The organism is Shewanella sp. W3-18-1 (genome assembly GCF_000015185.1).
GTDB lineage: Bacteria > Pseudomonadota > Gammaproteobacteria > Enterobacterales > Shewanellaceae > Shewanella > Shewanella putrefaciens.
The window spans coordinates 4,441,255-4,460,783 of record NC_008750.1 but is presented as its reverse complement, the minus strand read 5'-3'; the positions used below and the strand labels follow the sequence as shown (position 1 = coordinate 4,460,783).

Here is a 19,529-nt window from a genome sequence, read left to right as displayed (position 1 = left end):
GTGATTTAAGGTGTAAAAGTTCACCCTAAACAACTGTGGTTTAGGGTGGCTACGGCCATTAGAGTAAGGAATTTAGGCCTTTCATCAGTAGATCCGATGTGCCCTCTGTGCCATTGGTTTCAAGGTATGACTTCGCAATATTGATCATTGGCATAGCGAGTTCTTGTGAGATCCCCAGTTTTTCGAAAGCATCTAATACCATAGCACCACCTTGGAGCGATGAACCGAGATTGCCAGCTTTAGATAACAAGCCAGATACGCCTGAGTTTGCATCAAGTTTAGGGGCTGCGGCCAACAGACTCTCTGCATTAGGAATGCTGGCAGCCAATGTTGAATAATCGCTCGAACCAAGGCTAGATTGTGCAAGCCCTAATAAACTGCCTAATCCACCTTCTGCTTGGGTTTGGTTTAAGCCCAGTTGAGACATCACATTACCCACCAGTTCATTGGATTGGGTTGCATTAACAGTTGCGACTGTCTGTTCGGTTTTGGCTTGAGTACCCGCTAGATTATCTAACCAACCAGCATGAACGGGTGTGGCCATAATAGAGGTGCCAAGGAGAAGAGATAGCGTGATGACGTGTTTCATATGAGGTGTCCTTTAAGGTGTTGCGCGCAATTAAAGGAGACAGTTTAGCGGCTTTGATGTCGTTGTTGCAGTAGTTTTCTGTGATTTCCTGTTCACACTGGTGATTTCTGCTGTGCATTGGTCCGGGATTTTCGGTATCCTAGCGGCAATTCTCTGTGTTAATTTATTTCAATTATTTTGGAAAGTCGCATGTCACTATCCGCAATTTTAACCGAAGCCTATAACTTTTTCCGTAATCATCTCGTGCAACTTGCCATGTTGACAGTGCCATTGCTGTTAATTCAAGTGGGTATTCAGCTATGGCTTGGGGCTGAGATGAGTAAAGCCGATCTTGAAAATCCTCAGTTTGGCGCGCCACATATGCTTGCGATGATGCTGTTACTCCTTACTTTCTCGGTATTGATCGCAGCCTTAACATTGTTTTTAGAACTCCGTTCTCAGGGGCATCATCCTTCTGCTGGTATGGTGTTGAAAGCCAGCTTACCTTTTGTGCCGCCGTTATTACTCGCAGGGGTATTCTCTGGTCTAGCGATTTTGGCGCCAGTGATGTTATTTGCTGCTTTTGGCCCAATGTGGTTGATAGGACTCGTGATCAGTTTTTATCTCTTTGCCCGTTTAGCCTATGTGAACTTTATGGTGGTGGTCGAACGCTTAACGCCACTGGAAGCCATAAAAGGAAGCTTCAGTTTTAGTGGCCCAATCGTATTAAAAACAATCGCATTATTAATGCTTTATTTGCCATTGGCAGTGATCAGTAGTCAGTTAGCGAGTATTGCAGCTATGGGCGGTTTACCTTTGCAAATGCTGGTAGATACTTTTATGTCCTTTATTGGTTTATTCGTTAATTTGGCCCTATTTCGTTTGTATATGGTATCTAAAAAACCGACAGTCGAATAAGGTAAGCGAGTACTCCCTATAGAGGTAAGCATCGATGGCGACTAAGGTTGTGATAAAGGATAGTGATTTTATCCAAGGTTTTTCCGCCAATCTTGTCGATGATTACCTCTGTGCAAAAAATTATGTTAAGGACGTACCGACTCAGTCATTACTGCATATTCGCAGTTTTACACATAAGCTGACCGAGTTGTTGGGGCAAGATAAGCGGATTGAGTTCTCAAGCCCCAATTTGTATGACCGTATCGAGCAGTTAAACCAAAAACGCCTGATTGATGTTAAAACAACCCGTGCCTTACACCGCTTACGTGCCGACGGTAACCGTGGCGCCCATCCAGAAAAATATCATCTTACCCAAGAGCAATTACTCGCTTTAGCCCAAAAAACGATTAAAGATGTACTGACATTAGTTGAGCACTTATATCCTAAGGTGGCAGGATGTGTTGCTCCTAGGTATCAATACAAAGCGAGTGATTCAGTAACGGTTAAAGACCTCTGCTATCGCGCTGTGATGGAAGATGATCCTAATGCTCAATATTTGGTAGGTATTTCGCTAAAAACAAAGGCTTTTATGCTTAAGGATCAAGCGCTTTCTTGGGCTGATCAAGCCGATGATGTTTTGGCCACGCATGCGGAGTTAACTAATAATGTGAGTGCCCAAGCGGCGGATACTTTTGCGAAGGCGGCTTATTGGTTTTCCCTTGCGGCACCCAAAAATATGGACGCTTTGTACGAACATGGCGTTGCACTGATCCACGGTTATCAAGGCGTGCCAGATATTGCTAAGGGAGAACAAGCTATTGCTGTTGCGGCAGAGGCCGGTGTTGTTAATGCGATGGCACTTTTAGGGTATTTTTATCTAGTGGGCAGTGAGTCATTGGCTCAGGATTTAGAGCTAGCGCAGCAATATTTACAGCGTGCAGCCGATGGTGAACAAGCGGAGGCCATGGCAAACCTTGGCGTATTACATTATCAGCGTGAAGATTTGACTCAAGCCTATCACTTTATTCATAAAGCGGCGCAGGCTGGCTATCCCCATGCCCAGTATCATCTGGCATTAATGCTCGCTAATGGCGAGGGTTGTTCTCGAGATCCTATCGCTAGCGAATATTGGATGGCTGAAGCCGCAGAGCAAGGACAGTTAGATGCCATGTTTATGCGGGCACAACATATGCTCAACGATGACAATGCATTCGGTAGCGATTTAACCCAAGCTGAGCATTATTTGCGTGAAGTGATCAAATATGGTCATAGCGTTCCTGCAATGATAGAGCTGAGTATGGCATTAGCTGATGGGATGTTGGGCAGAATTGATGTGGTTGGTGCAGCGGCATTACTGAATTTAGCTCGGCGTTATGCCAATGAAAAGGAGGCTGAGATTATCGAACCTCTTTGGCTTTCATTGGCATTACAAGTAGATAAGGTACTCGAAATGACAGTCGATCCCGCAGAGATCCACAGCCTTAAGCGCGCGCAGACTTTACTTGCCTAAATCCGTCAATTAACGCTCATCCTCTTGATGCTCAAAAGTGCGTCCTTGATGATGAGTCGCGTGTGGCTCACGAACAATATGGGGAGATGAATAACCCGTTGACTCAGTAGTATGAGTTGTCTGCGTGTGCGCTCGATTAAATTTTGCCAATTGGCGCGCGACATAAATACGGCTAAATAATACTAAGCACCCTAGTGTAATTGCGCCGAATAACAGCACAAAAGGAAGTAAAAACAGTGATAAGCAGATAAGGCTTACACTGAGCGCCATGGCTAACCAAGCCCGTGGGCCAGAAATTCGGGTCTGCATTGGGCTCTGTTGGAACTGTTGATAAATCATAAGAACTCCTAAATAGGCAGTGGACGTTTAGTGTGCAATAAAAAAAAGCGAGGGGTCACGTTAAACTTGGTTAATTTACGTTCTTTTACGTCCACAGAGATCCTGTTGTTGTTACTTTTTATGAAATGTAACTATTGAGCATGGAATGTGTGTTTATTTTGATTTCATTGGTTGATTTCATGTTTTATATGAATGGTAGATCATGATACTAAAAGTGATTTCTTTGTTTGTTATACAAAATATGCGAAAATTCTGGTCAATTTCTGATAGGTTTTCTGCCACCTATGTAACTTTATTACCATGGTTCAGCAATACCGATTAGTTTGCCCAGCTATCCCTTGTCACTAATAATAGACGCCAATATGAACTCATACTCGCTCAAACAGAAAATCCTCATTTCGGTGGTAATCGCCCTTTCGCTCGTGATTGGTTTATTGTCATGGCAAAGCTATTCCAGTCAAAAATCCCTACTGTTACAGAACAGCCTCGAGCAGGTTCAGCGGCTAGGCGATCAACAGGCTGAGCGTATTCAAGAATGGCTATCTGGGCGTCAAGATATTGTTGGAGCACTTGCAAGCAAGGTTGAAGGTGACACTTTAAACACATTGCAACAAGCTCAAGCATCGGGTCGGTTTCAGTTGACCTATTTTGGTGCTCAAACAGGGCAAATGTTGGATTCTGATCCCAGTATTGATCGTACAGGTTATGACCCTCGTAGCCGCGCTTGGTATCAGCAAGCGGTTAAAGAGCGTGGCCTTATTCTGACTAAACCCTATATGGATGTCGCCTATAACATCTTGGTTGTGACTATGGCGCAGGCAATTCCTACTGGTGTTGTTGGTGGGGATTTATCGATTGCCAGTCTGGTGGACAGTGTGAATCGGATGAAATTACCCGCAAATGGTTATGCGATCATGATACATAAGGATGGGACTGTTATTGCTTATAAAGATCCCACCAAGGCGATGCAACCCATCAGCAATATTGACAGTAACCTAAACCATAATCTGCCTGAACAAAGCCGTAAAGTTGGCGAGCTGCTCTCTATGCACTTTGAGCATGAAGGCAGAGATAAGTTAGTTTGGGCTGTCGATATCCCTAATACTGATTGGGAGCTAGTATTAGTGCTTGATAAGGAGACCTTAGAAGAACCGCTCACTCGTTTGCTATTGGTGCAGCTTGGATTATCGGCATTAGTTTTGTTATTGAGTGTATTAGCGATTTCGTGGCTTGTTAATGTGCTTTTAGGTCCTTTGAGTCGAGTATCTCAAGCCCTAGCTCGCATCGCCGATGGTAATGGTGATTTAACCCAGCGTATCGAAGTCGACACTCAAGATGAAGTGGGTGTACTTGCTGACAGCTTTAATCGTTTTGTGGGGAGTCAACATCAGCTTATCAGCCATATTCGCCACTTACCTAACGAATTAGATGCGGATGCTGAACGTAGTCTAACCACTACGCAAACTTCCGTTTCTGAGTTACAACGTCAGCAGCAGGAGGTCGCTATGGTTGCCACAGCGGTGACTGAAATGGCAAGTGCCACTAATGAGATTGCAGCTAATGCTGAGAATACTGCGACTGCGGCGCAGCAATCGGCAGCGAGTAGTTTACAGGGTAAGGACTTAGTGCATAAAACCCGTAACTCGATTAACTCACTTGCTAATGAGGTTTCTCAAGCAACCGATGTGATTGGTGATTTGAGCCGTCACGCTCAGTCTATTTCGAGCATTCTGGGCACAATTCAAGGGATTGCAGAGCAAACTAACTTACTGGCGCTTAATGCCGCAATTGAAGCGGCTCGTGCGGGTGAGCAGGGACGAGGTTTTGCCGTTGTTGCGGATGAAGTGCGAGTCTTATCGCGTCGCACGCAAGATTCGACCCAAGAAGTGCATACCACCATTGAAACACTGCAACGCACTACTGCTAGGGCTGTCACTCTGATGGAAAGTAGTCAAGCCTTAGCGGGTAACAGTGTCGAGGATGCTAACGCAGCGGCGAAAGCCTTGGAAGAAATTACCCAAGCTGTGAATGTGATTTCAGATATGGCTGGGCAGATTGCCACCGCTGCGGAAGAGCAAACTCAAGTCACGGGTGAAATTACTCAAAATACCGTAGCGATTAAGGATGTAACCGATGAGATCACGGCCTCTGCTATGGCTGACTTAGCTCAGGCTAAGGCACTTAAAGCGCGCGCAAATGATCTGAATGCCCAAGTTGCAACGTTTATCCTTTAAACACGATGATTAATTGTTAGCTTGATATTAAGCCCGATAATGCTTTTGCTTTATCGGGCTTAGTTTTTGTCACCTTGAAATAACAAGAGATAATTGAAGTTGTTAGGTGATATCAAGCGGATTGAATAATGTAGCAACACTCTGACAAATCGTTTCTCTAATCCATTTATGCCCTTGATCTTCATCATTTCTTTGATGCCATAACAGCACATAGGCCATAGGCATAAATTCAAAGGGGAGGGGAATTTGTTTTAACGGATAAAGTTGGCAAGCATGGCGAGCAAAACTTGAGGGTAGCGTAAAGATTAAATCACTGTGGGCGCAGACGCTGGCTGCACCATAAAAATCTGGCACAGTAGTGCTGATTTTTCGCCTATGTCCGAGATCTGCAAGAAAGTAATCCAAAGCCCACCAATCGCTCCCTTCACAGCGTACTTGTACATGGGCCATATCGAGATAAAGTGATAAATTCCATTGCGCTGACATAAGGGCAGCCATTGATGGATGATCTTCTCGAATAAGACACACTTGCTCATCGGTAAACAATGTTTGGCAGGCAATGCCTTCGGGTAACCGGTCTATTTGTGGATCGGAAAGCGGGTGTAAGTCGCGACCAGAAATCCCAAAATCAATTTGCCCTTGCTGTAGATCATGCATGGATTTTTCAGTCCAGACATAGGAGTCTAGCTTGATATTGGGTGCGGTATTCAGCAAAGGGCCGATAAAATAAGGAATTAAGGTTTCGTAGGCACTTTCGACCATGGCGAAGGAAAACTGTCTGTTGCTGCTTGCTGGATTAAAAGTTGGTGGTTGGGTTAGTTGATACAAGTCCTGCAAAATATTCGGGAGTTTTTGCCCAAGATTCAGGGCATGCGCCGTCGGTTTTAGGCCGTGTGCGGTACGTTGGAATAGCGGATCGTCTAAGGTTTCTCGCAGTCTATTCAAACTCTTACTTAGAGCCGATTGACTGATATGTAGTCGGCTAGCAGCTCTTGTCACACTCTGTTCCTCGAGGAGAACTTTGAGTATGACCAACAGATTAAGATCGATTCTGGCTAAGTTATCTAAGTTCATAGATATTCCTAAAAGGAAATTCACTTTGGAAATTATACCATTTCTGTTCATACCTTGATTTATTTAAAATAGCGCCCACTGAAATACCTTTACCTGATCAACTGAGATTATTTATGCGGCGCAATCTATTACCTATCCTCATGTCTATGGTGCTGCTTAGCCCATTGGCCATTGATATTTATCTACCTTCAATGCCAACTATGGCAGCAGAATTCGCCGTATCCGCCAGTGAAGTTCAATCGACTCTGGTATTGTTTTTATTTGCCATGGGTTTAGGGCAAGTGCTTATTGGCCCATTGGCGGACCGCTATGGTCGTCGACCTGTGGCATTATTTGGTGTGTTACTTTACGGCGCAAGCAGCCTTTTAGCCGCAGCGGCTATCGAGTTTCATTGGTTGCAAATTGCTCGCGTATTACAGGGATTGGCCGCCTGTTCGACGTCAATTGTGGTGTTTAGTGCGGTCCGTGATTGTTACACGCAAAAAGAAGGCGCTAAGATTTACAGTTATTTAAATGGCGCAATTTGTGTGATTCCAGCACTTGCTCCGACATTAGGTGGACTGTTAGCGATGCAATTTGGCTGGCGTTCGACCTTCGTATTTATGACCTTATATGCGATGTTGATGATGCTCGTGGTGGGTTATCGTTTGCCCGAAACTCGCCCCGCTAATACAGTCACGACAGGACCTTTATACCGTTGGGGTCGATATAAACCAGTATTAAGCAATACCCACTTTTTGTTTTATGCCTTTGCCTGTATGTCGGCTATGGCTGCCATTTTGAGCTATGTCTCTTATTCGCCAGTATGGTTAATAGGCCACTTAGGCGTATCTGAACTGGCTTTTAGTGGTCTGTTTGGTCTCAATGCGTTAGTTAATATCGTGGCTTGTTTTGCGGCGCCAGTCGTTATTCGTAAATTAGGTAACCGCCCAACGGTGATCTTAGCCCTATCGTTACTTGTTTTATCCGCAGTCTTTATTCTAGGGGCTCAGCAATTTGGTCCAAGCGCGGGAATGGCTGGTGCCTTTGCTTTTATGCTACCTATGATGCTGTTATGTATCGGTTTTGCGCTATTGCTCGGTCCTGCTACTAGCATGGCTTTATCTGCCTTTGGCGAGCGGGCTGGTACTGCTGCTGCCATGCTTGGATTTATCCAGATGAGCGGTGCATCAGTATTAACAGGACTCGTTCAACAAACAAATTTAACGGCGCCTTACGCAGTTGCTCTAGTGATGGGCGTATTTTCTATTGGCTTATTATTGATGATGGCGTTGAGTCGCTTCGACCATTGGCATCAGGAGCAGTTACACCACTCACATTAAATACCTGAACACCCTTTGCCCGCAGCAAGTTTGACCATAAGCTGCGGGCATTTTTTATTGTGCCTGCTGATTTATCATCCTTTGATATACTCCTGCGATACACGGTTTAGTAGAGAATCAGATTTGACCCGTCACTATTGTGTTGCTTGTCGCTATCCATTAAATTCCTGCCTTTGTGGGAGTATTCAACCTATTTATCCTTCGACGAGATTGGTCGTTTTACAGCATCCCAGTGAGGTTGAGCATAAGAAAAATAGTGTACGGGTGTTAAGCCTTGCAGTACCAGAGACTCAAATCTATGTGGGTGAAGATGAACATGATTTTAGTGAGTTGCGTAATGACTTAACTAAGCATGATCAGCCCATTTATCTTGTCTATCCTTCGGATAATAGTGTGAGCGTTGAAGCGCAAGATATTAGCCCTAATTGCGTATTGTTGTTACTTGATGGTACCTGGCGTAAAGCCTTTAAAATGCTACAGCTTAATCCTTGGCTAAACGAATATCCTGCGGTGCATTTAACTGAGGGCTATGAGTCAAGATACAAGATCCGCAAATCAAGCCGTAGCGATAGTTTATCGACCTTAGAAGCCTGCGCTTATATGTTAAGCGCACTTGACCCTTTGCTCAATGTTGCGCCTGTCATCACAGCTTTTGATGCCATGGTGGAGATGCGTATAAAGGCTATGCCACCTGAGATTCAGGTTCGGTATCGTGAATTTAGTGAATAAATCCAACGATATGAACTGGCTTGTTAGAATATTTAGATATAGATAAGTGCTTTTAAGTTATCGATTTTTTGAGCTATCGTACGAATAAAATTAGCAAAAGTCTTATTCAGATCACGCTAACTTAATGCAAAACGCGGTTTAATAGGCACGATTCATTTGCACTGCAAATGATGAGATAGCTTTGCCAGCCAATTGCTTTGCAGGGGAGTGATTCCATTTTTTGATGGTGTGCTGGCAGGGCTATCGAGCCTACCCTAAGTGTTTTACCGCAAGCATAAATAATCCCGTTGTTTCCGATAGCAAATAACAAGTCGTGAACTTTTTTGGGACTGTAAGGGCACCAACACGCCAAGTTTGATGCTAGGCGATGTGTTTTTCGACTAAAAAGGTTTGGGTGAAGTGTTCGACAGCACTGGGGTAACCAAATAAAAATCCCTGAGCAAATCCTTGTCCCATGTCGGTCATGATGTCTTTTTGTTGTTGTGTTTCAATTCCTTCCGCCACAAAATGAATATCTAGCGCCTGTGCCAATTGCACGATGGCATAGCAGAGTTTTTGCCCTGAGATATCGTTTAAACGTAGGGCAAATTCTGCATCTATTTTTACGCTATCAATCGGTAAGGTACCCAAGCGGCTAAGTGAAGATAGTCCTGTCCCAAAGTCATCAATGGCAATACTAACACCTAGTGATTTGATGCGATTAAGCGTTAATCTCGCTTGTTCAGGTTGACGCAGCAGTGCTGATTCGGTGATCTCTAAAATCAATGCATCGGCGGGTAGCGCTGCCATTTCTAAGGCATTTATCACTTGTTCAACAAAATCGACATGCTCTAGCTGTAGTGGTGAGACATTGACCGAAATTTTAAAATCAGATTGATACTGTGATCGCCAAAGTGTTGCTTGTTGGCAGGCTTGTTCGAGTACCCATTGGCCGATGTTAACAATTAACCCTGTTTCTTCGAGTAGCGGGACAAATTCTGAAGCCTCATAGTGCTCAGTGGGAGATTTTTGCCAGCGCAGTAAAGCCTCCGCCGCGATGGTTTGGTTTGTGTGTAAGTCTACGATAGCCTGATAAACTAATTTGAACTGTTTTAGGCTATGCGCATGTCTTAAACTATTAATCAGTTTCAGCTTTATTTCAGCCGCTTGACTCATTGATTTGTCATAAAACACTAAATGTGGCGGGCTCTTTTTAGCGCAGTACATGGCGGTATCTGCCAAGCTTATTAATTGCGTTGCCTGATCACTATGGGTAGGGAAAAGAGCAATACCAATACTTGTGCCAAGGAAGAATTTTTGCCCTTCGATTTCAAAAGGGCTGTCAAATAGACTCAGAATTTGTTCAGCAAAGAGTTGAATTTCTTCTTTACAGCTACAGTCTTGAAGTATAAGGGTAAATTCATCTCCTCCCATGCGGGCAATATCGGCTTTTTCGATACAACCGGCTTCTAGCCTTGCTGCAACCAATTGTAAAACCCTATCACCCATTGAGTGGCCAAAGCTGTCGTTGATATTTTTAAAACCATTGAGATCTAAAAACATCAAAGCGCCTAAGAGATTTGGGTCGGTTTGTAATTTTTCTAGCGCGCTATTAAGTAATTGTTTTAAGTGAAAACGGTTGGGTAAGCCTGTCAGCGTATCATACATGGCCCGAGTGGTGAGTTGGGTCTCCAACTGCTTTTGGGTACTGATATCACTAAAAATATTAACGTGGTAAGGGGTTTCCCCATCAACCACAATTCGGCGGCTACTTTGCCATGCAGGAAAAGTGCTGCCATTTGAACGCTTTTTAAGTGTTTCACCTTGCCAAGAACCACGTTGTTTTATCGCCAGTTGACAGTCGGTTTCTTCACCTTGGCTAAGATTGCGAGATTCTAACATTGCAGGCGTATGGCTAATCAGTTGCTCTGCGCTATACCCACAAATACGGCACATGGCTTTGTTAACGGCAAGGATGCGGTTATCGTCATCTGTGATATAAACGGCTTCGGCACTTTCCTCTAAGGTTGTTGATAGTATTTCTTTGGGAATGTGAGCAAAACCATCTGTAATGGCCTCTCGCACGTGATTGCGACGGTTAAGAGCTTGTAGTTCGACGAGTACCACGGGTTGTTGCTGGAGATAGCATCGATATAAATTAATGCGTGTTGGCAGCTCGCGACCTTGTTGGTTTAAATGTAACCAATTAAATTCGACATGATTACCCGCGATAGCTTCGAGTATCATTTCTCTAGCAAATTCAACACTATTACGCCCAGATGATTGGATTCTCGGTGAGAAATCATAGGGTGTTGCATTCACAAACGCATCGTAATGAGTGCCAAAATAATTTAACGTTGCGCGGTTGGCGCTGATAAAGCTAAAACCTTGGATAAGTGCTAGCGGTGTTTGATCGGGATGGGTTTGCCAAAGAGACAGCTTTTCTCGCAATACGGGATCGTCCGTACTGAGTTTATTGAGTAAGTGTTGCCATCTAATCATTCAGGATACTCCCTGGTAACTCTCACGAGTCACATCCCATTCCATAGGTATTTCGTTTATAAAGAAATTGCCTAAATAGTACATTATTTAAGTGGGGTTAAAAATAAACCTAATTAGTGTTTCACTCAAATAGAAAAATAAAAAACTGTAGTTTAACACTTATCTTTACCCTGATTATGGGGTAAACCATGCTGAATAACCTAATATTCATAAAATATTATGCTATGTTGGACGCTGGGTATCGAGTGCGGTGAGCGTGATAATAAAGGTCATAGGTTGGCATTTTCAATAAATGAGGTAGGGATAATGGCATTATTGAAATCACTTATTTGGTTCGTATTGAGTTTGGCTCTTTTTCTACCCACTGCAAATGCAGATGAGCAAAAACCTCAATTAATCCTAGAGCAAAAGGCGGATAAAGCACGAATCGACTTTTTGCAAGTAGAACAACTTCAATTAGATAAAGCTCGACAAGCAGCGAAAGAAACCGTTGAGCGGGAAGAAAAAGTTAGTGGAACACTCCAAACCAATGAGTGGGAAGAACAGCAAAAAATAAAGGCAAAGAAGCAATTTGATGAAATGGAGAGCCGTGAGCAAAAATATTTACGTGAAGCTAAAGATGCGGTCGCAAAAGAGCGTAAAATAATCCCTAAGCCTTGATAGTTATCTCTGCCGTTATAGAAATGCCGATTAACTTGAATCGACCATCTACAATCTGTAGGAATTATTTTTGAATATCTGTCCCTTATGCCATAGCACTGAATTAGTTGCTTACCATCAAGATAAAAAACGCTGTTACGATCAATGCCAAATTTGTCAACTCGTTATTGTACCGCCTGAGTTCTATCTTTCAGCCGAGGCAGAAAAAGCGGAGTATGATAAACACGAAAACTCTCCCTATGACGTCGGCTATCAGCGTTTTTTAAACCGAACACTCGACCCATTACTCGCCCGTTTTGAACCTTCCGCCAAAGGTCTCGACTTTGGCTGCGGTGAGGGAATGGCACTTAGTTTGATGGCGAAGGACCGTGGTTATCAGGTTGCAAATTTTGATATTTATTACGCCAATGATCCTACAACATTAACTCTTCAATATGATTTTATTAGCTTAACTGAAGTTATTGAGCATGTCCGTGATGCTGCTGGCTTACTCAATCAGCTCGACAACCTATTAAAACCTAAAGGTATTTTGGCTGTGATGACTAAGCGGGTGTACAATCCTAGCGCTTTTTCTACATGGCATTATAAAAATGATCCTACCCATATCAATTTTTATTCCGAAGCGACCTTCAACTGGATTGCCCGCAAATATGATTGGCGGTTGGAGCTTGTCGATAAAGATGTTGTGTTCTTTCACAAGCCCTGTTGATTCAGTTATATCGCTTTTGCCTTTATATCCCCAAGTTATCTGAAGATATGAATTTAAGATAAGTTGAACACTGATTTAATGTTTTTATTTATCAGATGATTAACATTTGATAAGTCATGGTTCTCATCTATTGCCAATGACATCTCGCATGCTGCTTCCCGTAACGCTAAATCTAGCGACTCAGTCGTATTCTGAATTTGATATCAATCACACCTTTCGATGACAATATAAATGATAATCCTTCTCAGTTAGTTTTAAGGTTATTTTCATTTAAACGGTTGTTATCTTAGTTAACAGCTTTCTATCACTGACAGTCATTTGAGGATTTTCATGGAACACCGGGCATTTAAGAAAAATATTATCGCCGCTATTATTTCGAGTTTGGGAGTATCTTCTGCTTATGCAGCAGTTGAAGCAGAATCAACGGAACCCATTGAAAAGATTACCGTATATGGTGAAAAAATTGAGCGTAGCTTGAAAGACACCACCTCATCTGTTTCTGTTATCGACAAGGATTCACTGGATAGCGGTCAGTATCAATCTGTGTCAGATGCATTATCTGAAATCCCTAACGTCGTCGTGCTGACTGGCTCTGTGCCTGATATTCGCGGTGTTTCCGGGAATGGCTCCGCCTCTGGATTTAACTCTTTTACTGGTGGTGCTAGGGCGCGGGTTTCTACACTTGTCGACGGTGTTGCTGAACCTTTTGTTGCCGATCTTACTGGTGATACAGGTTTATGGGATATACAGCAAGTTGAAGTATTTCGAGGTCCTCAGTCGACGATCAATGGCCGTAATAGTATTGGGGGCACTGTATTTATCAAAACAGAGGATCCGACATTTGATTGGCGTGGCGCTGCACGTTTAGGCTACCGAGATCAGAATAACTATGTCGACAGTGCTGTAATGGTATCCGGTCCTATTTTAGACGATGAGTTAGCGTTTAGGCTAAGTGGCCAAAACGTGACAGGAGAGACCTATAATAAGGGATTGGTATATGAAACCAACCCTGCCCCGTTTGATCTAAATGAGTTAATTACAAACCGTTGGCGTGGCAAATTTTTATGGCAGCCAAGCGCTGTCGAGGAGCTCAAAGTACTTTATAGCTTTTCCTATAACGACGAAAAAGGTGATTCGGGTCGTAACTATTTTTCAGGTGATGATCCATGGGCATATCGACCGATTCTCCAACGTTATATTGAAACAGAATCGACAACGCATTCAGTCAAAGTTGACTATGACTTAGGTTCGGGTAGAGCGTTAGACTTGGTTGTGGCTTATATGGACTATGACTGGGGTTCTAAGTCCTATGAGGCTTTAGTAACAGCACAGCAATATGTCGATATGAAAGACGAGAGCTATACCGTTGATGGTAAATATAGTTTTGGCTTAAATGACCGTGATTTTAACGGATTTATCGGGCTTGCGTATTATGAACGTAGCCAAGATTTTGGTAGTACAGGAAGTTCTGTTTATACGGGTGATGACAGCAGTTCCTCTGTATCCATTTATGGTGAATTAACCTATGGTTTAGCCGAGTCGCTTTGGCTTACTGTAGGCGGTCGCGTGATGCGCGATGAGCAAAAACGGAATTTTTCGATGTTGTATCGTGGTACTCAGCTTGAGGAAAAACTCGATAACGACAGCACCATTACCTTGCCTAAGTTGGTATTGCAATACGCCATCACGGACAATACCACCTTAGCTGCCAGTGCTCGCCGTGGTTATAACTCTGGGGGTGGAGCCTTATCCTTAGCTGAAAGCGAATATTATTACTACGATGAGGAATTTGTTGATACCTATGAACTCAGTGCGCGAAGCATGTTTTTAGGTGGCAATGTTAATTTGAGCGCTAACTTATTCTATAACGATTTCGATGGTTATCAGGCATCCAATCAAGCCCGTAAAATTACTAATGTTGATAAAGCAGTAACTTACGGGATTGAAACTGAGTTAAGTGCAATGCTAACCGCTAACTGGCAGGTGATTGCAGGTGTTGGTTTGCTCGACAGTGAAATCAAAAAAGTTGATTCCAGTTATGGTGATATTGTTGGCAATCAACTTAATTCCGCTCCCCATGTGACGGCGAACCTTGGGGTCAAATATTGGCTAAATGATGCCTTCTCCGTTGGCGTATCGGGTAACTATGTGGGGGAATATTTTGCAGATATTGATAATACAGAATCAAGGATTGCAGGTGATTATGTGGTTGCTCGTTTAAGTGTCGATTATCAGAAAGATAACTGGAGAATAAGCGGGTTTATCAACAATATGTTTGATGAGCAAGCAATGACAGTGAATGAGCCACCTAGTGCTAATTATGTTAATGGTTATGCCGCTATTATTGATCCACGCAATCTTGGGGTATCGGTTATGTATAGCTTTTAGGTTATGGGTGAAATAAAGGATTAAGTCTTTTCGAATAAAAACCCTCTGTGATAACTCACAGAGGGTTTCTTTTTATCGTAGAGCTAACAAGCATCACTCTTTATATTTTAACGTGCCGTTAGCTTTAATTTCGTCATACCACAGGTTGTGGTGTTGGGTTGCCCAGTTCTCATCACAGTAGCCAGACACCATACATTCCATACCGCCTTCTGACATCACTGTTGCCATAAAGATGTGCACGATAGAGAAAGCACAGATCACGATAGCACTCACTGAGTGCAGTACCAGGGCGATTAAGCTTAATGTACGGCTAGGTTCGAACAGGTTAGGGAAGAGTAACAGCATACCTGATGCAGAGATGATCAACCCGAACAGGGCAAATGCCCAGAACCACATTTTTTCACCTGCGTTAGCAAAGCCTGCGTCAGGGTGCTTACCTTTGAATGGCCCGAAGTTAATGTAACCACCAACCACCATAAACCACTTCACATCGTACATTTTAGGTAGCTGGTTTTTCGCCCATAGTGTGGTCATCAATGCCCAACCTATCATGAAGGGAATCGCCATCACATCATGGATTTGCTTAGCACCGTAGACAATGGCTTCCCAGATCCCAGCACTTAACCAAGGTTGGAAGAAGAAACGACCTGCCAGTAAGGTTAAGCCAGTTAAAATCAACAGTAAGCACGGAATCGCGCCTAACCAGTGGATTGAAACATCAAACTTAGACCAGCGATGCACTAACTTGCCTGAAAAACCATGGTGTAGCTTAGAAATGCCATTCACCTTGATAAATAAGACAAAGATAATAATCATACCGAATAGTGCTGCCATTAACGCGGGTGCTAACCAGTCGCTACGTAACTCCAATACTCGTAAATCATAGGTATTGATTGGCTGGGCATGAAACTCACTTTGTGAGGTAGTGTATCCCGTGGCGCCATCCTTCAGTTGCGCCCAAATTTGGGCATCAGACTGTTGAACTTGAGTCGCCAGTTCATCACCACCATTGGCTATACACACAGCACTAAATAACAGTGCTATGGCTAAGCCTATGTGTTTGAACCATTTGTTCATCATACATCCTCTCTCACTTAGTCGCGCCCACCTAAGTAGGCGCTAAGCTAAGTCTATGGACAGATCCTGTTGACCTGAATTAATTCCAAGCCGCGTTTTTAGCACCACGGTAAGCCATACGCTCACGGAAGATGCTTGAAACCACTTCAGCATCACCCGCTAACAGGGCTTTAGTGGCACACAGTTCTGCACACATAGGTAGCTTGCCTTCGGCAATACGGTTTGCACCGTATTTTTGGCGTTCGGCATCTGAGTGGTTTTCTTCTGGGCCACCGGCACAGAATGTACATTTATCCATCTTACCGCGACTACCAAAGGCACCTTTTTTCGGGAACTGTGGTGCGCCAAATGGACAAGCGTACAAGCAATAACCGCAACCAATACAAGCATCTTTATTATGTAGCACTATGCCGTCATCGGTTCTGTAGAAACAGTTTGCTGGACAAACTGCCATACAGGGTGCGTCTGAGCAATGCATACAAGCGACAGAGATGGATGCTTCACCACGTTGACCGTCATTGATTGTGACTACGCGGCGGCGTTGGATCCCCCACTCGAGAGCGGAGTCGTTTTCGTTTTTACAGGCTGTGACACAACCGTTACATTCGATGCAGCGCTTGGTATCACACAAAAATTTCATAGTAGCCATAATGGCAATTCTCCTAGCTTAAGCTGCACTTACGCTTTAACGATCTGACAGAGTGACGCTTTGGTTTCCTGCATTTGTGTCACAGGATCGTATCCATAGGTCAGCGCAGTGTTACAAGACTCACCGATAACGTAAGGTACAGTGCCTTCTGGATAGTTCGGCGCTAAACTCTCACCGTGCATTACACCCGCAAAGTGGTACGGCATAAAGGTCACGCCTGGTTTAACGCGAGGCGTTACCATTGCTTGCACCTTAATACGGCCACCTTCGGCACCTTCTAACCAGACATTTTCTCCGTTACGAATACCGCGATCGGCAGCGTCGGCAGGGTTAATTTCAACAAACATTTCCTGCTGAAGTTCAGCTAGCCATGGGTTAGAACGAGATTCCTCACCACCACCTTCGTATTCAACCAAGCGACCAGAGGTCAGTACCAGTGGGTACTTACCGCTTAAATCCTTTTCTTGGATTGACTTATACAATGTGGGTAGACGGTGTACTTGCATATCGTCATAGGTTGGGTATTTCGCCACTAAGTCACGACGTGCTGTGTATAACGGTTCACGGTGTACAGGCACTTGGTCAGGGAAAGTCCAAACAATACAACGGGCTTTAGCATTACCAAAGGGGATACAGCCGTGTTTGATTGCCACGCGCACGATACCGCCTGACAGGTCAGTCTTCCAGTTTTTACCATCGGCTTCGGCTTTTTCCTCGGCGGTCAGATCATCCCACCAACCCAATTGCTTGAGCATATCGGCAGTAAATTCAGGATAACCGTCTTTGATTTCCGCACCCTTAGAGTAAGTGCCGTCGGCTAAAATGCTTTGGCCGTTGTATTCAACACCATAACGAGCACGGAAGTTACCACCGCCGTCTTTCACGTGTTTGGCTTGGTTATACAGAATTTGAGTACCCGGGTGTTTCGCTTCTGGTGTACCCCAACATGGCCAAGGTAGACCGTAGGTTTCGCCCTTCGCTGGGCCGCCTGCGGCTTCGAGCGTTTTGTTGCTGAAGGTGCCCCAGTTTTGGGTGTGCAACTTGATACGCTCTGGGCTTTGACCTGTCATACCGATAGTCCACATACCGCGGTTGATTTCGCGGGTAATGTCTTCGATCACGGGTAAGCCGTTTTCTTTGGCTATGCGTTTAGTGTACTGCTCGTCAATGCCGAGTTTTTGCGCTAAACGGTACATGATTTCGATGTCGGTTTTTGACTCGAATAACGGTTGGATAACCTGCTCACGCCATTGGATTGAACGGCCTGAGTTAGATACTGAACCTTGAGTCTCAAACTGAGTTGCTGCAGGCAGCAGATATACGCCATTCTTACGACGGTGCATAACGCCCGCCATTGTTGGGAATGGGTCGACAACCACTACTGTGTCCATCTTGTCTAGGGCATCACGCACTTCACGCTGACGGGTTTCGGTGTTGACCGATTGTCCCCAGAAAAACGCCATACGGATATTGTCTTTCTGCGCTAACTTGCTCTTATCTTCTAACACTCCATCGTGCCAACGAGAACAAGGAATGCCCGGTGTCGTCATTGGATCTTTACCAAGGTAGGCGGTTTGATCGAAACGACCTTTCACCCATTCCATGTCCAGATCCCACACATGGGTCCAGTGACTCCATGCTGCAGAGGTTAAACCGTAGTAACCGGGTAAGTTATCAAATAACAAACCTAAGTCAGTGGCGCCTTGTACGTTATCGTGACCACGGAAAATGTTAGTACCGCCGCCTGACACGCCCATATTGCCCAGCGCTAATTGCAGAATACAATAAGCACGGGTGTTCGCGTTACCGACGTGATGCTGAGTACCACCCATACACCAAATTACCGTGCCAGGACGGTTATCAGCCATTAATTTAGCGGCTTGATAGACATCGGCTTCGCTCACGCCAGTGATGTTTTCGACTTCTTTAGGTGGGAACTTCTTCACTTCAGCACGGATACTTTCCATCTCGAATACGCGGTGCTTGATAAAGGTTTTATCTTCCCAACCATTTTCAAAAATGTGCCATAACATACCGTAGATAAACGGAATATCAGTGCCTGGGCGAATTGCACAATGCAAGTCTGAATGCGCTGCAGTGCGAGAGAAGCGTGGGTCAACGACGATGATTTTCGCGTTGTTTCTTTCTTTTGCGATCAGAATATGTTGCATAGAAACCGGATGCGCTTCCGCAGGGTTTGCCCCGATCAGGAAGATGGCATTGGCGTTCTGGATATCGTTGAAAGAGTTAGTTTGCGCACCGTAGCCCCAAGTGTTAGCAACACCAGCTACCGTGGTAGAGTGACAAATACGAGCAGAGTGGTCGATATTGTTTGTGCCCCACATCGCCGCTAATTTGCGGTACATGTAGCAACCTTCGTTAGAAAACTTAGCGCTCCCCATGAAGTACACTGAGTCTGGGCCTGACTCTTTACGAATATTGAGCATTTGATCGCCCACTTCGTTAATGGCATCTTCCCAAGAGATTTTTTTCCACTTGCCATCAACCAATTTCATTGGGTATTTCAGGCGTTTTTCACCATGACCATGCTCACGCAGTGCCGCACCTTTAGCGCAGTGGCCGCCGGCATTGAATGGGTGATCGAATGCGGGTTCTTGACCTGTCCAAACACCGTTTTGTACTTCGGCATACAAACCACAACCTACTGCGCAGGCACTACAAATAGTACGTTTTACTTCGATTGGCGCATCATGTGGTACTTCTTTGGCTTCGACGCGGCGCATCATGCCAGTACCCATTAGTGAGGCTGCAGCAATACCACCAGTAGCAATACCGGCTTGCTTCATAAATTGACGACGGCTAATGCCGAGTGTCGGTTTGTCTGCCACTAGGGCGATATTGGACTTGCGAGTTAACTTCATCGCTGACTTC

15 protein-coding genes are annotated in these 19,529 nt (G+C 44.4%); 8 read left to right on the top strand and 7 right to left on the bottom strand.

The genetic code is table 11. The features are described from left to right. Window positions 1-58 precede the first annotated feature (58 nt). The gene (locus SPUTW3181_RS20185) at window positions 59-589 is read right to left on the bottom strand and encodes a DUF2780 domain-containing protein (RefSeq protein ID WP_011791116.1); all 531 of its coding nucleotides are present in this window, start codon (window positions 587-589) and stop codon (window positions 59-61) included. A 189-nt stretch (window positions 590-778) separates the two neighbouring features. Between SPUTW3181_RS20185 and SPUTW3181_RS20180 the strand changes: the two genes are divergently transcribed. Together SPUTW3181_RS20180 and SPUTW3181_RS20175 are read left to right on the top strand one after the other, a co-directional pair. Further along, the gene (locus SPUTW3181_RS20180; RefSeq protein ID WP_011791115.1) at window positions 779-1,486 is read left to right on the top strand and encodes a hypothetical protein; all 708 of its coding nucleotides are present in this window, start codon (window positions 779-781) and stop codon (window positions 1,484-1,486) included. 34 nt (window positions 1,487-1,520) lie between these two features. Further along, window positions 1,521-2,975, top strand: coding sequence for a DUF4145 domain-containing protein (locus SPUTW3181_RS20175; RefSeq protein ID WP_011791114.1), 1,455 nt, complete (start codon window positions 1,521-1,523; stop codon window positions 2,973-2,975). A 9-nt stretch (window positions 2,976-2,984) separates the two neighbouring features. On the opposite strand, the gene SPUTW3181_RS20170 is transcribed toward SPUTW3181_RS20175, so the two are convergent. Further along, complete coding sequence (locus SPUTW3181_RS20170; protein WP_011791113.1) at window positions 2,985-3,314, bottom strand: hypothetical protein; 330 nt, start codon at window positions 3,312-3,314, stop codon at window positions 2,985-2,987. Window positions 3,315-3,676: 362 nt separating this feature from the next. Between SPUTW3181_RS20170 and SPUTW3181_RS20165 the strand changes: the two genes are divergently transcribed. Continuing rightward, window positions 3,677-5,548 (top strand): methyl-accepting chemotaxis protein, encoded by a 1,872-nt coding sequence (locus SPUTW3181_RS20165; protein ID WP_011791112.1) that lies wholly within the window; start codon window positions 3,677-3,679, stop codon window positions 5,546-5,548. A gap of 102 nt (window positions 5,549-5,650) precedes the next feature. Here SPUTW3181_RS20165 and SPUTW3181_RS20160 read toward each other — a convergent pair whose 3' ends face one another. Continuing rightward, window positions 5,651-6,622, bottom strand: a complete 972-nt coding sequence (locus tag SPUTW3181_RS20160; RefSeq protein WP_011791111.1) for a LysR family transcriptional regulator — start codon at window positions 6,620-6,622, stop codon at window positions 5,651-5,653. A 113-nt stretch (window positions 6,623-6,735) separates the two neighbouring features. On the opposite strand from SPUTW3181_RS20160, the gene SPUTW3181_RS20155 reads away from it, so the two are divergent. After that, window positions 6,736-7,944: a multidrug effflux MFS transporter gene (locus tag SPUTW3181_RS20155; protein WP_011791110.1), complete on the top strand. Its 1,209-nt coding sequence runs from the start codon at window positions 6,736-6,738 to the stop codon at window positions 7,942-7,944. A gap of 123 nt (window positions 7,945-8,067) precedes the next feature. Then, window positions 8,068-8,673, top strand: a complete 606-nt coding sequence (locus SPUTW3181_RS20150; RefSeq protein WP_011918455.1) for a tRNA-uridine aminocarboxypropyltransferase — start codon at window positions 8,068-8,070, stop codon at window positions 8,671-8,673. 360 nt (window positions 8,674-9,033) lie between these two features. Here the strand turns inward: SPUTW3181_RS20150 and SPUTW3181_RS20145 are convergent, their stop codons facing one another. Further along, window positions 9,034-11,154, bottom strand: a complete 2,121-nt coding sequence (locus tag SPUTW3181_RS20145) for a putative bifunctional diguanylate cyclase/phosphodiesterase (RefSeq protein ID WP_011791108.1) — start codon at window positions 11,152-11,154, stop codon at window positions 9,034-9,036. Between the two features lie 306 nt (window positions 11,155-11,460). Here SPUTW3181_RS20145 and SPUTW3181_RS20140 point away from each other — a divergent pair, with 306 nt between their 5' ends. The 3 genes from SPUTW3181_RS20140 to SPUTW3181_RS20130 all read left to right on the top strand — a co-directional run bounded on the left by SPUTW3181_RS20140 (window position 11,461) and on the right by SPUTW3181_RS20130 (window position 14,911). Next, window positions 11,461-11,814, top strand: coding sequence for a hypothetical protein (locus tag SPUTW3181_RS20140; RefSeq protein ID WP_011791107.1), 354 nt, complete (start codon window positions 11,461-11,463; stop codon window positions 11,812-11,814). A 70-nt stretch (window positions 11,815-11,884) separates the two neighbouring features. Next, complete coding sequence (locus SPUTW3181_RS20135; protein WP_011791106.1) at window positions 11,885-12,523, top strand: class I SAM-dependent methyltransferase; 639 nt, start codon at window positions 11,885-11,887, stop codon at window positions 12,521-12,523. A gap of 330 nt (window positions 12,524-12,853) precedes the next feature. Further along, on the top strand, window positions 12,854-14,911 hold the full coding sequence (locus SPUTW3181_RS20130) for a TonB-dependent receptor (RefSeq protein ID WP_011791105.1): 2,058 nt from the start codon (window positions 12,854-12,856) through the stop codon (window positions 14,909-14,911). Between the two features lie 93 nt (window positions 14,912-15,004). On the opposite strand, the gene SPUTW3181_RS20125 is transcribed toward SPUTW3181_RS20130, so the two are convergent. The 3 genes from SPUTW3181_RS20125 to SPUTW3181_RS20115 form a co-directional block, all read right to left on the bottom strand. After that, the gene (locus SPUTW3181_RS20125; protein WP_011791104.1) at window positions 15,005-15,988 is read right to left on the bottom strand and encodes a formate dehydrogenase subunit gamma; all 984 of its coding nucleotides are present in this window, start codon (window positions 15,986-15,988) and stop codon (window positions 15,005-15,007) included. A gap of 79 nt (window positions 15,989-16,067) precedes the next feature. Continuing rightward, entirely contained in the window at window positions 16,068-16,637 is a 570-nt protein-coding gene (gene fdh3B, locus SPUTW3181_RS20120; RefSeq protein WP_011791103.1) for a formate dehydrogenase FDH3 subunit beta, read from the bottom strand. A 29-nt stretch (window positions 16,638-16,666) separates the two neighbouring features. Then, window positions 16,667-19,519: a molybdopterin-dependent oxidoreductase gene (locus SPUTW3181_RS20115; protein WP_011791102.1), complete on the bottom strand. Its 2,853-nt coding sequence runs from the start codon at window positions 19,517-19,519 to the stop codon at window positions 16,667-16,669. Between the last annotated feature and the right edge of the window lie 10 nt (window positions 19,520-19,529).

What these genes read in the sequence shown, in the direction of transcription:
- SPUTW3181_RS20175 (WP_011791114.1), top strand. Translation starts at nt 1,521, where the DNA reads ATGGCGACTAAGGTTGTGATAAAGGATAGTGATTTTATCCAAGGTTTT.
- SPUTW3181_RS20185 (WP_011791116.1), bottom strand. Translation starts at nt 589, where the DNA reads ATGAAACACGTCATCACGCTATCTCTTCTCCTTGGCACCTCTATTATG.
- SPUTW3181_RS20115 (WP_011791102.1), bottom strand. Translation starts at nt 19,519, where the DNA reads ATGAAGTTAACTCGCAAGTCCAATATCGCCCTAGTGGCAGACAAACCG.
- SPUTW3181_RS20145 (WP_011791108.1), bottom strand. Translation starts at nt 11,154, where the DNA reads ATGATTAGATGGCAACACTTACTCAATAAACTCAGTACGGACGATCCC.
- SPUTW3181_RS20140 (WP_011791107.1), top strand. Translation starts at nt 11,461, where the DNA reads ATGGCATTATTGAAATCACTTATTTGGTTCGTATTGAGTTTGGCTCTT.
- SPUTW3181_RS20130 (WP_011791105.1), top strand. Translation starts at nt 12,854, where the DNA reads ATGGAACACCGGGCATTTAAGAAAAATATTATCGCCGCTATTATTTCG.
- fdh3B (WP_011791103.1), bottom strand. Translation starts at nt 16,637, where the DNA reads ATGGCTACTATGAAATTTTTGTGTGATACCAAGCGCTGCATCGAATGT.
- SPUTW3181_RS20165 (WP_011791112.1), top strand. Translation starts at nt 3,677, where the DNA reads ATGAACTCATACTCGCTCAAACAGAAAATCCTCATTTCGGTGGTAATC.
- SPUTW3181_RS20125 (WP_011791104.1), bottom strand. Translation starts at nt 15,988, where the DNA reads ATGAACAAATGGTTCAAACACATAGGCTTAGCCATAGCACTGTTATTT.
- SPUTW3181_RS20170 (WP_011791113.1), bottom strand. Translation starts at nt 3,314, where the DNA reads ATGATTTATCAACAGTTCCAACAGAGCCCAATGCAGACCCGAATTTCT.
- SPUTW3181_RS20180 (WP_011791115.1), top strand. Translation starts at nt 779, where the DNA reads ATGTCACTATCCGCAATTTTAACCGAAGCCTATAACTTTTTCCGTAAT.
- SPUTW3181_RS20160 (WP_011791111.1), bottom strand. Translation starts at nt 6,622, where the DNA reads ATGAACTTAGATAACTTAGCCAGAATCGATCTTAATCTGTTGGTCATA.
- SPUTW3181_RS20155 (WP_011791110.1), top strand. Translation starts at nt 6,736, where the DNA reads ATGCGGCGCAATCTATTACCTATCCTCATGTCTATGGTGCTGCTTAGC.